Genomic DNA, 14,095 nt, shown 5'->3' with positions numbered 1-14,095 from the left:
TTATATCAAAACCAATCTCTTACAAACAAATTATTGCTTAAATGCCTAATTCAATAAAGATTTATTGAATATAATTTAAATGGGCTCTTAATGAAGAACTAATTGTCATTGGCTTTTTTAAATAGACATTTAGTGAAGGTTGAAAAAAAATAAATAGATAGTGTTGAATGGTTTTTTAATAGACGCGCGACTTGCCAAAGGCAAGTCGCGCGTAATATTTTAATAATGTTATCTTTTTAATTTAATTCAAATACCGTTATTTCTGGTAAAATTCCAACTCGTCCAGGGTATCCCAAAACTCCAAATCCACGATTTACATATAGTAATTTGCCTTCGCTTTCATAAAGGTCTGCCCATTTTGGATATCGATATTGTACAGGAGACCATTTAATATTTTTTAAATCAATCCCAAATTGCATTCCGTGGGTATGACCAGAAAGGGTAAGATATACATTAGACGGATGTTTCTTGACGACTCTATCAAAATGAGTCGGGTCGTGGCTCATTAATATTTTAGCGGCATCTTGAGGTACCCCAGCTACAGCCTTGTCCAAGTCGCCGAACTGTGGAAATGGCTTTTCTCCCCAGTTTTCAACACCGAGAATATATAATTTTTCTCCATTTTTTTCAATGACTCGATGTTCGTTGCGAAGCATATCAAAACCGGCTTGTCTTTCGAATTCAATAAGATCGAGAAGATTTTGCGCCTTTTCTTCTTTTGAATTCCAGTTATAGTAATCGCCATAATCATGGTTTCCGAGTACAGCTAATTTCCCATCTTTTGCTTTAATCGATTTGAATAATGGTATAAAAGGAGGAAATTCTGTGGCAACATTATTAACCATGTCTCCCGTGAAAAGTACGAGATCGGCATTTTGTTCATTGATAAGATTGATAGCTTTCTGTAGCTTTTCTGGGTGAAAAAAACTTCCACTGTGTACGTCAGAAATTTGAACAATTTTATATCCCTTGAAACTTGCTGGAAGTCCTGGTATTTTAACTTTTACTTTTCTCGCACGATATCGGTATTTTCCAAATAATATTCCATCTGTTAGTAGCAAAGATAGAAAACCAACAAAACCAAATCCAAGTACACTCAAGAACTTTCTTCTTTCTGGATAGTAGTTTTCTGATTCAGAAAAGAAAACAAAGGCATATCGAAATAACCTCAGGATATCATCAATGATTAGGAATATAACAACAAAAAATTTTGGTAATACAAACACCAAAAAGATAGAACTAATCAGCTGTATTCTGTGTTGATCTTTATCCGAACGGTGAAAATTAAGCACTTCATATATCGCAAAAGCATATACAGATAAGGTGACAACAGCATAGATAATTCGAGCCCAAGAATTCGAGGTCAATGTTTTGAAGGCTTGATAGATATATACTTCAAGAATCAAAAATATAACCAATAAAATGATGAGGTTCTTTTGCACTTTATCTAGAGAAATTGTTGATTATTCTGGCTATGGGAAACGGTATACAATAGAATTGATATTCATTCCTGCTCCTACTGAAGCCAACACGATATTACCTTTTTCCATAAATCGGTGTCCTTCCATTTTTCCTTTGATAATTAGGTCAAACATCGTTGGTACGGTAGCAACTGATGAATTTCCAAATTTTTGAATGGTCATTGGAGCAACAGCGTGATCATACTCTTTGATATCATATAATCTCATCAATCTATCAATAATGGCATGATCCATTTTTGCATTGGCTTGATGTAGTAAAATTTTGTCAATATTCTCGATAGAAAGATGTGCGTGATCAATGGTTTCTTTAATTGCATCTGGAACATACTTCAATGCATATTCATAGATTTTTCTTCCTTGCATTCTGATATAGAGAGAATCTTGCTCTGCGTCTTTATTTAAAGAGGGTGCATTAGTGAGATAAGTAAGTTCTGCATCATTATCACAAATAGTACTATGTGAAATAATACCTACGTTTTCTTGTTCGGTTGCTTGTACGATAACTGCTCCAGCCCCATCAGCAAAAATCATTTTGTTTCTGTCATAAGGATCTGTTACTCTGCTTAGAGTTTCTGTTCCGATAACTAAAATAGTCTTTGCGGCATTCGCTTTGATAAGATTATCCGCCAAAATCATGGCTTCTACCCAACCTGGACAACCAAAAAGCATATCATAAGTGATACATTTACGATTTTTGATTCCAAGTTTATTTTTGATTTTTGCAGCCACATTAGGCATATAATCGGCTCTACCTTTTTTAGTAGTGTCTCCAAAGTTACTGGCGCAAATAATATAATCGATGCTTTCCGGGTCAATTTGAGCATCATAGATGGCTTCTTTTGAAGCTGCTGCTCCCATATCCGAATTGCTCAGATCATTATCTATATATCTTCTTTCGTAGATCTCGGTAATCTCAATAAATTTCCTGATTACTTCTTCGGAAGGTTTATTGATACGTTCTCCGCTTTCATCGAAAAACTCCGAACTATAAAAATCTTCTCCGCTGATAACATTGCTCGGGACATAACTTCCGGAACCTACAATAATAGTATTTGGCATCTGTTTAAAAAAAGTATAAGCAACAAAGTTAAGAATTATAATCTATAAGGCAAGAATTAAAATTATTGTTAAATTTGCACCAAATTAGATTAAGTACATGAAACTAAGTCCGGCTTCGAAAGGTTTTTTGATTTCTGCTGCTGTTTTTGTTGCTTCTTTTTCCATCTATTTTTTGCTTTTGAAAAAAGAGAATGCTTACTTGGTTGATAATCCTTCGACTGAGATGTATTATTTCAAGATCAATGGGGACAAAGAGCAAGTGATTGGAGCAGGGCAGTCAGTAAAGGTAGAATTACCAAAAGGGAATAACAAAATTGAAGTTTTCGGTTCGGATCGCAAAAAATTGTACGACTCCGCTTTTGAAGTGAAGAAATTGAGAGGTCTTCTTAATATCGCAAATCAGGATTATTACATCAATACACAATATTACGGTTATAATATTAACAAAGATTCCTTACTTTTGGCTCTTAAAAAAACAGATATTGACGGGAAGTTGTATCTGGGAGCGCCTCAGCATTTTAAAGGACTGTACACAGAGGATTTTTATTACAATGTGGATGAGCAGTATGATAAGATGATTAAGAATATCCAGAAAGTGGAATCCCGTACCAAGATTTTCAGAAAAGAAGATTTTCTGAAGTATTATAAAGATTATTATAAATTATAAATTGTTTTCTTGAAAGAAGTTACCCCATACCAAACCGACGAGTCCAAAAAAGTGCAAGTTGAGGAGATGTTTGACAACATTGCTCCCAAATACGATTTTCTTAATAGGATGTTATCCATGAAAATCGACACCCTTTGGAGAAAGACATTAGTGAATTGGATGTCCAAAGATCAACCAAATGAAGTTTTGGATGTTGCAACTGGGACAGGAGATTTAGCAATCGCTGTCGAAAAAGGCACCCATGCAAAGGTGGTAGGACTTGATTTGTCTCAACAAATGTTAAATGTTGGGATTATTAAAATAAAAAAACTTAAATTAGACGGCAGAATTTCTATGGAAAAGGGTGATGCCGAAAATTTACCTTTTCAGGATGATAGATTTGATGCGGTTTCGGTGGCATTTGGGGTGAGAAATTTCGAAAACTTGAGCAAAGGTTTGCATGAGCTTAGAAGAGTAGTGAAGCAAGGTAAGAGCGTTTATATTTTGGAATTTTCGAAAGTAGAAGGTGTTATGGCGCCTTTTTATATGTTTTATTTCAAAAATATTTTACCAGCAATTGGGAAGATGATTTCCAAAGACAATAGAGCTTATACTTACTTACCAGATTCGGTTAATGCTTTTCCTTATGGAGAGAAAATGAAGCAGATTTTACTGGAAACAGGTTTTCAAAAAGTAGAATATAAAAAACTAAGTTTAGGCATTGCCACTATTTATAAAGCAACTAAATAATTATGAATAAAATTTTTCTAAGAACGTTTGTAGTAATTGTACTAGGGGTTACACAATTTGCAAATGCACAGTTCCGTAACAAAAACAGAATGGACCGTTTAGAAAGTTTCGATGAACAAAAGTTCAGTTGGGGTTTCTTTCTTAATACTTCTGTTTATGATTACCATTTGGTACTCGATCCTCGATACGGAATGTATGACGATAGAAATTTAGTAACTACAAAATCAAGCGTTGGTTTTGGGGCAGGTCTAATCGGGAAGATGAGACTTAATGATTATTTTGATGTGCGTTTGGAACCAGGAATGCAGTTTGTACAGAGAGAAGTTCGTTTTGAGACTCAGACCAATGATTTGTACTCAGGAGGTTCTTTAACCAATGACCCTTTCACAACTATTGTTTTAACAGAAAATCATAAAGTAAGAGAAGTAAGATCTACGCTAATTGATATCCCTGCCATGATTGAAGTGCATGGAAACAGATGGTACAACTCAAGACCTTATTTTGCAACAGGTATTAATTATATCGTGAATTTGCAATCTAACGCTAAGAATCCTAATGATAATTTGCAAGGAGTTTTCCGTACAACAACACATAATTTTGCTTGGAGTGCAGAGATGGGTATTCAGCTTTATTTCAGGAGATTCAAGATGACTCCAGGAGTGAGAGGGACATTCTTTCTTAACAATGAAATCGTTGCAGATAATAGAGGAACCGCACCATATTGGACACCAGCAATTTCGACAATGCAATCAAGTGCATTTATGTTCATGCTAAAATTCGAATAAGAAATAATAAAATTGATATTTTTAAAAGAAGGGCCTTTGAGTCCTTCTTTTTTTATTATTTAAGTAACGAAAAAGGAATAAGTTTTACTTCAATTGAAATTAAATTCATACTTTTGTAATATAGTTAGAATTTAGAAATCCTGATATGCTGAAAGAACTGGAGTTTCATTTTTCAGAATTAGAGAAGAAGATTTTGGACACCCAAAAGAAGTACAAAAGTCTTCATCTCCGACATACAGAATTGGAAGAAGAATTTCAAGATCTGAAAAAGAAATACGAAGAAGAGAAGAAGAAGAATCAGGTGCTTGCAGAAGATTACAAAAACATAAAACTTCATGCTGCAATTTCAGGTAATCCTGAACATAATAGACTGATGAAAAATTATATCAATCGGTTAATTAAGGAAGTAGATGCTTGTATTGCACAAATTCAAAATAGCGGAATGTAATGGAAGTGATAAGGATTACCATTAATATAGCTGGAAGGATGTATCCGCTTAATGTTCCTGCAGCCGAAGAAGAGACACTTCGGAAAGTAGGAAAGCAGATTGAAAACATGATTAAAGATTTTGAAAAAAACTTCAATGTAAGAGATAAGCAGGATGCTTTGGCAATGTGTGCCCTTAAGTTAGGGACCAATGCGGAAGTAGCGTCTTTTACAAACGAGAAAAATATTAAACTTTCCAATGAGAAGTTGCTGAAGCTCAACCAACTCTTGGAAGAATTGGAAGACTAGATTAGTTCTTCCTAAGCTGTTCTGCCTACAATAATTCTAACACATTACAGGTAAACTCAACGCAAAACAATTACCGGGCAAAAGTCTATGCAATGGCGTGCTGCATTACGCAGATTACAGAGCGAAGAAATCAGTCCAAATCGTGTTGATTAGGAGTTTACTCTATATCACTGAATTGTTGTAGGCTTTTTTTATGTTTAAAATGAAAATAAATTAAAACTCAAAATATATGACGATACCTATTATTGTTGGGATTGTTGCCTTACTCATCGGAGTAGTAATTGGCATCATTTTCTCAAAAAATTCTTCTAATTCTAAAGCTCAATTTATATTAAAAGATGCACAAAAAAATGCTGAAAATATTATACAGAAGGCTACCGTAGAAGCAGAAGCGATCAAAAAAGAGAAGCATCTTCAGGCGAAGGAAAGATTTTTGGAACTTAAGTCGAAGCATGATTCGGAGATACAGTCCAGAGAGCGCAAAATGCAGGAGTCTGAGAAGAGGGTAGCTGATAAAGAACAAAAATTGAATGACGAATTAAGCAAGGCTGGTAAGCTAGAAAAAGATCTTGATCGTCAAATTGCAGATTACTCTAAGAAGCACGAAGTTCTTGAAAGAAAGACGCAGGAATTAGAAGAAATTACCGCTAAAAAAGTAGAAATCCTTGAAAAAGTATCTAATTACACAGCGGAAGAAGCTAAAGCTGAATTAGTAGAAGCATTGAAAGCAGAAGCGAAAACAAAGGCACAAGCACACGTTCAAGGAATTATCGAAGAGGCGCAATTGAATGCTAAAAGTGAAGCTAAAAAGATTGTTATCCAGACCATTCAAAGAATTGGGACCGAGCAAGCTATCGAAAATTCGGTGTCTGTTTTCAATATCGAATCTGACGAAGTCAAAGGAAGAATCATCGGTAGAGAAGGTCGTAACATTAGAGCTTTGGAAGCTGCAACAGGAGTAGAGATCATTGTTGATGATACACCAGAAGCAATTCTATTATCTTGTTTTGATCCAGTTAGAAGAGAGATTGCAAGATTGTCACTTCATAGATTGGTAACAGATGGAAGAATCCACCCTGCGAGAATCGAAGAAGTTGTTGAAAAGACTAGAAAACAAATCGAAGAGGAGATTATCGAAGTTGGGAAGAGAACCATCATCGATCTTGGAATCCACGGTTTGCATCCAGAATTGGTGAAAATCGTTGGTAGAATGAAGTATCGTTCTTCTTACGGTCAAAACTTACTTCAACACTCAAGAGAGGTAGCTAATATTGCAGCGACAATGGCTGCAGAACTTGGATTGAATGTTAAGTTAGCTAAAAGGGCAGGTCTTCTTCACGATATCGGAAAAGTTCCTGAACAAGAATCAGAGCTTCCTCACGCTTTATTAGGAATGCAATGGGCCGAGAAATTTGGAGAAAATCCAGAAGTTGTTAATGCGATTGGAGCTCACCACGACGAAATCGAAATGACTTCACTTCTTTCACCAATTATTCAGGTTGCCGATGGTATTTCTGGAGCAAGACCAGGAGCAAGAAGACAAGTTTTGGAGTCTTATATTCAAAGATTGAAGGATTTGGAAGCTGCTGCGTTAAGTTTTGATGGAGTTTCTAGTGCGTACGCTATCCAAGCAGGAAGAGAGCTTCGTGTAATGGTAGAAAGTGGAAAAGTTAATGATGAAGTTGCAGCGCAACTTTCTTATGATATTTCAGAGAAAATTCAGAATGAATTAACGTATCCTGGACAAGTGAGAATCACTGTTATTAGGGAGACGAGAGCGGTTAATATCGCAAGATAAAATTTAAATTAATATTTGATTAACCCTTTCAGAGTTTTGAACTTTGAAAGGGTTTTTATTTTGAGTTTTATCAATAATTGAAAAAAGCATTTTTTTTTAAAAAATATTTCTCTAATTCAAAAATGTAAAGTATATTTGTCATATTGTAAAACTAACTTATTAATTTGTAAAATACATTTATTATGACAAAGATTTGGTTACTTCCACGTTATTTCAAATTTATTGGAATTGCTTTATTGGTTATGGCTTTGGTGGCTTTTGTACTTCAAGAAAAGGCTGGTTGGTTCCCGCAATATGAAGATTATCGTGTGACTTCATTATTAATGTTGCTGGGACTTACTGTTATTGCTTTTTCTAAAGAAAAAATTGAAGACGAGCGTGTCCAACAAGTAAGATTATCCAGCTTCGCTGCATCATTTTTGTTTATCGTTTTTAGTATTCTACTTAATTTTATTTTGGATTTTTTTGATTGGGGTGTTCTTTCTGCTTATGATAGCGTATATACTGTTATGCTAATGCTTGTTATTTACCTAATGAATTTCATAGTTCAATTGCAAAGAGAATACTAATGAAAAATACTATCAAAGTCGAACGCGCGATTCTCAATATTACACAGCAGGAACTTGCTGATAGAATTGGAGTGTCCCGACAGACGATTAACTCAATAGAAACAGACCGTTTTGTTCCTTCAACAATTCTTGCTCTCAAGATTTCAAAAGTCTTTAATAAAACCGTGAATGAAATTTTTTCTCTTGAGGAGAAGGATTAGTGGTGAGTTTGAAAGTTTTTTGATAATTTTATCTCAAAATACAAAATATTGAAAAAGTTTATAAGAATTGTCTTGAAGAGTCTCGGAATTCTTTTGGGCATTGTGGCTTTCTACGTTCTATGCGCAATTCTACTTCCTTACATTCCTGTTAAAGCTAAAGAAACTCAGGATCCTAAGACAATTGAAGCATATATCCTGACCAATGGAGTTCATACGGATTTGGTTGTTCCGATTCGGACGGCAGAAATGGATTGGACTACGGAAATTCCTTTTGAAAATACTCGCTCAAAAAGTCACGATTATCAGTACTTGGCTTTTGGCTGGGGGGACAAAGGATTCTATCTTGATACTCCGACATGGGCAGATTTGAAGTTCTCAACTGCAATTAAAGCTGCTTTTTGGATGAGCGAATCAGCAATGCATTGTACTTTTTATAAGAATATGAAAGAAGGGGACGATTGCAAAAAAATAATGTTGACATCTCAGCAATACAGAGATTTGGTTCAATACATCAATTCGCAGTTTGATCGAGATACGTCTGGTAAAGTGATGTTCGTCAAAACTGATGCGGTATATGGTGATAGTGACGCTTTTTATGATGCGAAAGGCAAATATAGTTTTCTTTACACTTGTAATACTTGGGCTAACAATGGACTGAAAGCAGCGGGGCAAAAAGCAGCTTTTTGGACTGCAACCGACAGAGGTATTTTCCAGCATTACAAAGATTAATTAGGTTGAAACGTTTTTTAGTCATTTTCGGTTTGGTTCTTTTTGTAGATATTGCTTACCAACTATTGTATAGCTTATTATTGGTGAATGCTTTTGATAATGAATTTCTGAGTCAATTTTTCTCGTTAATTGAAATTTTGGTTAGTTCGCCCGCAATTTTTATTGACCGAACTTATCCATTTTATGCGCCATTACCATTTTATCAATCCATCCTGATTTTTTTGGCTAATGTTTTTGTTCAGGCATTTTTGGTGTACTCGATTACCAAAAAAAGAAAAATCAATTTTGATGAAGATGCTGCATAAGTATATTCTTGTTTTGCCAATGTTTCTTTTCTCTTTTGTCAGCTGTCAAAAGGAAAAGACAAGTGATGATTCTCCTTTATCTCTTGAAAGGCACGTTACTACTCCTGACAAGCCTACAATTGATTCTGTGAAAACGTTAAAGAAAGCTACTGAAGCTTTAGCTTTTTGCAGGCAAAAGGGGTATAATACAGATTTTTGTATTCTTGCTGATATTAGCTTGCATTCGGGAGTTTATCGGTTGATGGTTTTTGATTTTAAAACCAATACAATATCCAAGAAATATTTGGTAGGGCATGGTTGTGGAGAGCAGTCTTGGAGTAGTGATGGTTCGAAGGATAATCCGAAATTTAGCAATCTGGATGGGAGTCATCTTTCTTCACTTGGGAAATACAAAATAGGAGCAAGGGGTCCCAGCGATTGGGGAATTCATATCAAGTATATAATGCATGGTCTGGAATCAACCAACTCTAATGCGGTGAAACGATTTATCGTTTTTCATTCGTGGGAATTGATGTCTGATGAAGAAGTTTTTCCAATAGGCTCTCCCGAAGGATGGGGTTGTCCAACAGTTTCCAACGAGGCTATGAAAGAAATAGATCCGATGTTGCAAGCTTCAAAAAAGCCAGTTTTGTTTTGGATGTATCAATAACTTTTTTTGTTTTTTTAATGAATTCAAATATCATTTACCTCAAGTAATCGTTGCGAAATCCTTAATTTTGTTTCATTAAATATTAATTATGAAAAGTGTATTTTTTCTTTCGATTTCGGTGGCTATGTTGACAGTTTCTTGCAAGAAAAATTTGGATGTCAAAAAGGTTGAACATGATGAAATGTCCAGTTCTGGAGAAAAATTGACGGTGCAAGTTGTTAACAGTAAGGATCCCATTTGTGAAATGGAGACCAAAGATTTTTTGAAGGATACCGCAGTTTATCAGAACAAAGTTTATGGTTTTTGTAGCGCGAGTTGCAAATCCGAATTTCTAAAAGATCCTAAAAAACACACCGAAATTTCTCAATAGTATGGAGGGAAAGAAAGGGATTAAAAGATGGTTGCTTCCGATTTTGATTGCAACATTGACAATTATTGCGCTTTTTTTTATCAAGCGATATCTTAACGATAATCTGCAAACGGTAATGAAAGTTCCCAGCTTCAAGTTAACAGATCAGAATAGGAAAATGATTACGGACAAAGATATGCTTGGAAAAGTCTATGTTGTTGAGTTTTTCTATGCTCGATGTCCTACGATTTGTCCTGTAATGAATACTAATTTGAAGTTTGTTGAAAAAGAAATTAAGAACTCAGATTTCGGGATTATTTCTATTAGTATTGACCCCACCAACGATACCCCCGAATTTTTGAAAAAGCATGCGCAAAGTTTGGGTGTTAATAACCCCAATTGGCATTTTTTAACTGGTGACCGCTCTTACATAGGGAAATTAGCCAACGAATTCGATATCTATGTTGGTGATCAGAAAGACAAGTCCGAGAGTCTTAATCACAGCGGTTTTTTAGCTTTGGTTGATAAAGAGGGTAATCTGCGTTGTCGATTGGATGAAGATGGACTGCCCATTTTGTATTATTCTGGGCTTAATTTCGAGGATGAAAAAGGAACAAAACCTAGTCTCACCGGAAAGTATCACCCTGATAGAGCAATCCTGATTGAAGATATTCAAAAACTTCTCAAAGAATAGGTTTATAGTAGCTATTCTGCATAGGTATAGTCTCAAAGTTGCCCAATCTTACAGAAAAGGCTTCATTTCGTCCTCAATGTTTTTTCGCAGTGCCATCAGATGCATGGCATATTTTTCCAGATTAATTTCCTCCTCGGTTGTCGGAATCCATTTTGGAACGGGAAGAGTTTTTCCGTTTTCGTCAACCGCAACAAAAACAATAATACAATGGGTTTTCTTTTCGAAATCTTTTTGTTTGATGTTTCGTGAGTAAACATTGATAGCAATATGCATACTCGTATTACCAGTATAGATTACTTGTGCATCAACTCTTACAATTTCACCAATTTTAATAGAAGAATAAAATCGGATGCCACCAACATAGACGGTTACCGAATAATTTCCGCTCCATGTAGAAGCACAGGCGTAACCAGCTTGGTCAATCCATTTCATTACAGCGCCTCCATGTACGTTGCCACCATAATTAACATCCCCAGGCTCTGAAATGAATTGAAAAGAAATAGGCTTATTTTCCATCGTAAATTTTTAACGAAAATAGGAAATTGTTTTTAACATCTGGATATTCTCTTTCTAGACTTCGTTTTTGAGCGAAGATATTTATACTTTTGCCCTATGAAGAAAGTGTTTTACCTCAAAACTTGCAGTACTTGCAAAAGAATAATGTCCGAATTTGATTTGAAGGATTGGGAACTTCGTGAGATAAAATTCGCTCCTGTTACTGAATCTGAATTGAATGAAATGTATAATTTGACAAAGTCCTATGAGTCTCTTTTTAGCAAAAAATCTCAACAGATTAAAGAAAGAAATATTGACGTAAAATTGCTAGGAGAGGAGGATTTCAAGGAATTGATTATGGAGCAGTATAGTTTTTTGAAGCGACCAGTTTTCATGACAGATAAGGAAATTTTTGTTGGAAGTGACAAAAACAATATCGAGAAACTTAGAGCATTCATGCTTTAGTTTTCTGGTCGAAGTTATAGAGAAGATAATTTAATTAAATTAGATAGGTTTTAAGACTAATCAATCTATCACAGTGCTGCGTCTTTCCATTAGGATAACGTCTCTCCAGATTCCGTCCATTTTTGCAATTTTGTGTCGTTTTCCTACAATCCTGAAACCTTGTTTTTGATGAATTGAAATAGAGGCTATGTTTTCTGGGAAGACTCCGCTTTGCAGCGTCCAAAACCCACGGTCCTCACTATCTAAAATGATTTTTTTAAGCAATATTGTCCCCAGTCCTTTGTTGTGATGTTGCTGGTGAACATAGACGCTAACTTCGGCAACGCCTTTGTAACAATCTCGGGAGCTTATTGGTTGTAGGGCAGCCCAACCTACAACTTGATTGTTTTCGTCTTCTAGAACAAATCGAGAATCTGACAGATGCTTGCTGTCCCACACTTCCCAAGATGGTGCTTGTTGCTCGAATGTGGCATTTTTGGAAGCTATTCCTTGTTGGTAGATTTCCAAAATAGTTGCACTATCCTTTTCTGTCATTTCTCTGATTTCGTACATAATGATGTTTTTACAAAAATAAAAAGACTGCTTCAAATAATAGAAACAGTCTTCACAAATCTGATGATTAATTTATTATTCTTCTAATACCAATTGTATTGGCATTGAGTAAATCGTGTTGAGTGCATCATTACCAAGTTTGGAAACATCAATTTTGTACATTAATGAAGCCATTGTGTTTTCTAATTCTTGGTCAACGTTTGGACAATCACCTTTTGCATGTACATTGGTGATTTTTCCATTATTATTTAATTCGAATTTTACCGTTGAGTTGTAAGTTCCTGGTTCGGATTGTACTTGAGCGTAGTCAAAATTATTGTAAACTACCTTTTTCAAGTCCGAAAAGTTATCCTTTTTTGTTAACTGAATCGCTTCAATTGTACCAGTGTTCTTCAATTTCTGCGCATTTAAAGTTCCGCTCATTCCGCAAAGAATGAAGATAAATACTGTCACCAAGCCTGTTTTGATACTGTTACTTTTCATTTTGATTCAATTTTGTTTGTTAATATTCAGTTAACATTAGATTAACACAAATGTAATAATAAATATCGAATCAGCAAGCATATTAACGAAAAAATCCTTATTAATAAGGATTTTACGTGTTATTGTTGATGTAACATTAAGTTAACATTGGCTTTTCTTGATGTAAATTAACCAAGGTTGGTTATTCTTTTGGATGGTTTTTTGATAGTTCATGCCTAATTTTTCGAGAACTTTAATAGAAGCCGTATTTTCTGGCATTACTCTACCTACAATTTCGGGCATGTTGAATTTTTCAAAACCTAATTTTAAACAAAATTCAGCAGATTCGGTAGCGTAACCTTTTCCCCAATGTTTCTTTAAAAAACGAAACCCAATATCATATTCGTCTAAAGTTTCATCATATTTCAAACCACACCAACCCAAAAATTCACCTGAATTTTTATCTAAAACCGTCCATCTTCCGAAACCATATTTTTCGTAATGGTCATAATTTTTCAGAAAATTTTCGGCTTCTTCCACATTTTTAAATGCAACATCACCTGTGAATTTAATACAATCCCAATCGTTGTTCATTTCGTAGAAATGAATGGCATCGGAAAGTTGGAATGGTCGCAGTTGGAGACGAGTGGTTTGCATAGATTATTTAGTTTTTATGTTTTGAAAAACTTTTAAAAATATCTTTTTTCAATTTACTAAATGGTCTTTTGTGGTGCTTTTCATCTTCGAAATAAACCTCAAACAAAATTTTGTAGGCTTCTTCAAATGTAATTTTATAAGTGCTTTGTAACTCGGCTAAATATCGGTCACTAAAAGCCAACCTTTTATAGATGATATCCTCTATCAAATTAGAATGTGTCTTTTCATATGTATCTTTTATTCCAAAAAAATCAATGGATTTTTTAATTTCTTCTTCTGTTTCAGCGTCACAATTAAAATCAAAATCCAAAACTACATTTTTTCCTGCTCCATAAAGTGTTGAAATATCACTTGGTAAACCTTTAAATGAAAAAAAATGATGGCCAACTTGTTTATACGGATGAAAAACTTTTTCGGGTTCTCTTCCGTTTTTGAAATGAGAATTGCAGATATTACAAGAAGGAATTAGATTGTAAAAAGATAATGCTAAAATTGGATTTTTTTCTTTTGGAAAAAAATGATCAAACTCTGGAAATACAAATTTTGGTTTGCTTTCTTCATTTACATCTTTATAATATGTTTGGTGGGAACTCGTATAATTCCTATTACAATAAGGACAACATTCGATTCCTAAATTTTCAGATAACCAATATCCATTAACAATTGTTTTCTTATTTTCACGAAACAAAGAATAATCAAATATATGTTTTAGAAC

20 protein-coding genes and 1 pseudogene are annotated in these 14,095 nt (G+C 34.6%); 14 read left to right on the top strand and 7 right to left on the bottom strand.

The features are described 5' to 3' along the window. Positions 1-236: 236 nt before the first annotated feature. Positions 237-1,442 (bottom strand): metallophosphoesterase, encoded by a 1,206-nt coding sequence (locus AC4AGG_RS12430; RefSeq protein ID WP_489772330.1) that lies wholly within the window; start codon positions 1,440-1,442, stop codon positions 237-239. Positions 1,443-1,472: 30 nt separating this feature from the next. Further along, the gene (locus tag AC4AGG_RS12425; protein WP_489772329.1) at positions 1,473-2,540 is read right to left on the bottom strand and encodes a 3-oxoacyl-ACP synthase III family protein; all 1,068 of its coding nucleotides are present in this window, start codon (positions 2,538-2,540) and stop codon (positions 1,473-1,475) included. Between the two features lie 97 nt (positions 2,541-2,637). On the opposite strand from AC4AGG_RS12425, the gene AC4AGG_RS12420 reads away from it, so the two are divergent. The 13 genes from AC4AGG_RS12420 to AC4AGG_RS12360 all read left to right on the top strand — a co-directional run bounded on the left by AC4AGG_RS12420 (position 2,638) and on the right by AC4AGG_RS12360 (position 10,749). Beyond that, positions 2,638-3,207, top strand: coding sequence for a hypothetical protein (locus AC4AGG_RS12420; protein WP_489772328.1), 570 nt, complete (start codon positions 2,638-2,640; stop codon positions 3,205-3,207). A 9-nt stretch (positions 3,208-3,216) separates the two neighbouring features. Next, positions 3,217-3,936 carry a bifunctional demethylmenaquinone methyltransferase/2-methoxy-6-polyprenyl-1,4-benzoquinol methylase UbiE gene (gene ubiE / locus AC4AGG_RS12415; RefSeq protein WP_489772327.1) on the top strand — a complete coding sequence of 240 codons (720 nt, stop codon included), beginning with the start codon at positions 3,217-3,219 and terminating at the stop codon, positions 3,934-3,936. A 2-nt stretch (positions 3,937-3,938) separates the two neighbouring features. After that, complete coding sequence (gene porT, locus AC4AGG_RS12410) at positions 3,939-4,721, top strand: type IX secretion/gliding motility protein PorT/SprT (protein WP_489772326.1); 783 nt, start codon at positions 3,939-3,941, stop codon at positions 4,719-4,721. A gap of 145 nt (positions 4,722-4,866) precedes the next feature. Next, positions 4,867-5,169: a hypothetical protein gene (locus AC4AGG_RS12405; protein WP_489772325.1), complete on the top strand. Its 303-nt coding sequence runs from the start codon at positions 4,867-4,869 to the stop codon at positions 5,167-5,169. Next, complete coding sequence (locus AC4AGG_RS12400) at positions 5,169-5,456, top strand: cell division protein ZapA (RefSeq protein ID WP_489772324.1); 288 nt, start codon at positions 5,169-5,171, stop codon at positions 5,454-5,456. Before AC4AGG_RS12405 ends, AC4AGG_RS12400 begins: the two co-directional genes overlap by 1 nt. A gap of 229 nt (positions 5,457-5,685) precedes the next feature. Beyond that, positions 5,686-7,254 (top strand): ribonuclease Y, encoded by a 1,569-nt coding sequence (gene rny, locus AC4AGG_RS12395; protein WP_489772323.1) that lies wholly within the window; start codon positions 5,686-5,688, stop codon positions 7,252-7,254. Between the two features lie 182 nt (positions 7,255-7,436). Further along, positions 7,437-7,823: a hypothetical protein gene (locus AC4AGG_RS12390; protein ID WP_489772322.1), complete on the top strand. Its 387-nt coding sequence runs from the start codon at positions 7,437-7,439 to the stop codon at positions 7,821-7,823. Further along, positions 7,823-8,023 carry a helix-turn-helix transcriptional regulator gene (locus AC4AGG_RS12385; protein ID WP_489772321.1) on the top strand — a complete coding sequence of 67 codons (201 nt, stop codon included), beginning with the start codon at positions 7,823-7,825 and terminating at the stop codon, positions 8,021-8,023. Before AC4AGG_RS12390 ends, AC4AGG_RS12385 begins: the two co-directional genes overlap by 1 nt. A gap of 48 nt (positions 8,024-8,071) precedes the next feature. Beyond that, positions 8,072-8,752 carry a TIGR02117 family protein gene (locus AC4AGG_RS12380; RefSeq protein ID WP_489772320.1) on the top strand — a complete coding sequence of 227 codons (681 nt, stop codon included), beginning with the start codon at positions 8,072-8,074 and terminating at the stop codon, positions 8,750-8,752. Between the two features lie 5 nt (positions 8,753-8,757). Next, positions 8,758-9,057 (top strand): hypothetical protein, encoded by a 300-nt coding sequence (locus AC4AGG_RS12375; RefSeq protein ID WP_489772319.1) that lies wholly within the window; start codon positions 8,758-8,760, stop codon positions 9,055-9,057. Beyond that, positions 9,041-9,706: a murein L,D-transpeptidase catalytic domain-containing protein gene (locus AC4AGG_RS12370; RefSeq protein ID WP_489772318.1), complete on the top strand. Its 666-nt coding sequence runs from the start codon at positions 9,041-9,043 to the stop codon at positions 9,704-9,706. The genes AC4AGG_RS12375 and AC4AGG_RS12370 overlap by 17 nt, the downstream gene beginning before the upstream one ends. A gap of 88 nt (positions 9,707-9,794) precedes the next feature. Further along, the gene (locus tag AC4AGG_RS12365) at positions 9,795-10,076 is read left to right on the top strand and encodes a YHS domain-containing protein (protein ID WP_489772317.1); all 282 of its coding nucleotides are present in this window, start codon (positions 9,795-9,797) and stop codon (positions 10,074-10,076) included. Position 10,077: 1 nt separating this feature from the next. After that, on the top strand, positions 10,078-10,749 hold the full coding sequence (locus AC4AGG_RS12360; RefSeq protein ID WP_489772316.1) for an SCO family protein: 672 nt from the start codon (positions 10,078-10,080) through the stop codon (positions 10,747-10,749). Between the two features lie 48 nt (positions 10,750-10,797). Here the strand turns inward: AC4AGG_RS12360 and AC4AGG_RS12355 are convergent, their stop codons facing one another. Then, positions 10,798-11,265 (bottom strand): acyl-CoA thioesterase, encoded by a 468-nt coding sequence (locus AC4AGG_RS12355; RefSeq protein ID WP_489772315.1) that lies wholly within the window; start codon positions 11,263-11,265, stop codon positions 10,798-10,800. A gap of 96 nt (positions 11,266-11,361) precedes the next feature. On the opposite strand from AC4AGG_RS12355, the gene AC4AGG_RS12350 reads away from it, so the two are divergent. Next, on the top strand, positions 11,362-11,709 hold the full coding sequence (locus AC4AGG_RS12350; RefSeq protein ID WP_489772314.1) for an arsenate reductase family protein: 348 nt from the start codon (positions 11,362-11,364) through the stop codon (positions 11,707-11,709). Between the two features lie 60 nt (positions 11,710-11,769). On the opposite strand, the gene AC4AGG_RS12345 is transcribed toward AC4AGG_RS12350, so the two are convergent. The 4 genes and pseudogenes from AC4AGG_RS12345 to AC4AGG_RS12330 all read right to left on the bottom strand — a co-directional run. Next, a complete protein-coding gene (locus AC4AGG_RS12345) occupies positions 11,770-12,261 on the bottom strand; it encodes a GNAT family N-acetyltransferase (RefSeq protein ID WP_489772313.1) in 492 nt (163 codons plus the stop codon). A 75-nt stretch (positions 12,262-12,336) separates the two neighbouring features. Beyond that, on the bottom strand, positions 12,337-12,744 hold the full coding sequence (locus AC4AGG_RS12340) for a hypothetical protein (RefSeq protein WP_489772312.1): 408 nt from the start codon (positions 12,742-12,744) through the stop codon (positions 12,337-12,339). 141 nt (positions 12,745-12,885) lie between these two features. Then, on the bottom strand, positions 12,886-13,380 hold the full coding sequence (locus AC4AGG_RS12335; RefSeq protein ID WP_489772311.1) for a GNAT family N-acetyltransferase: 495 nt from the start codon (positions 13,378-13,380) through the stop codon (positions 12,886-12,888). Positions 13,381-13,387: 7 nt separating this feature from the next. Further along, positions 13,388-14,095: pseudogene (locus AC4AGG_RS12330) on the bottom strand (hypothetical protein); the annotation flags it as partial.

It is taken from the genome of Chryseobacterium sp. CG10_8 (assembly GCF_058117085.1).
Note: the sequence above shows the minus strand (reverse complement) of the source record. Positions and strands in the feature narration are given on the sequence as shown.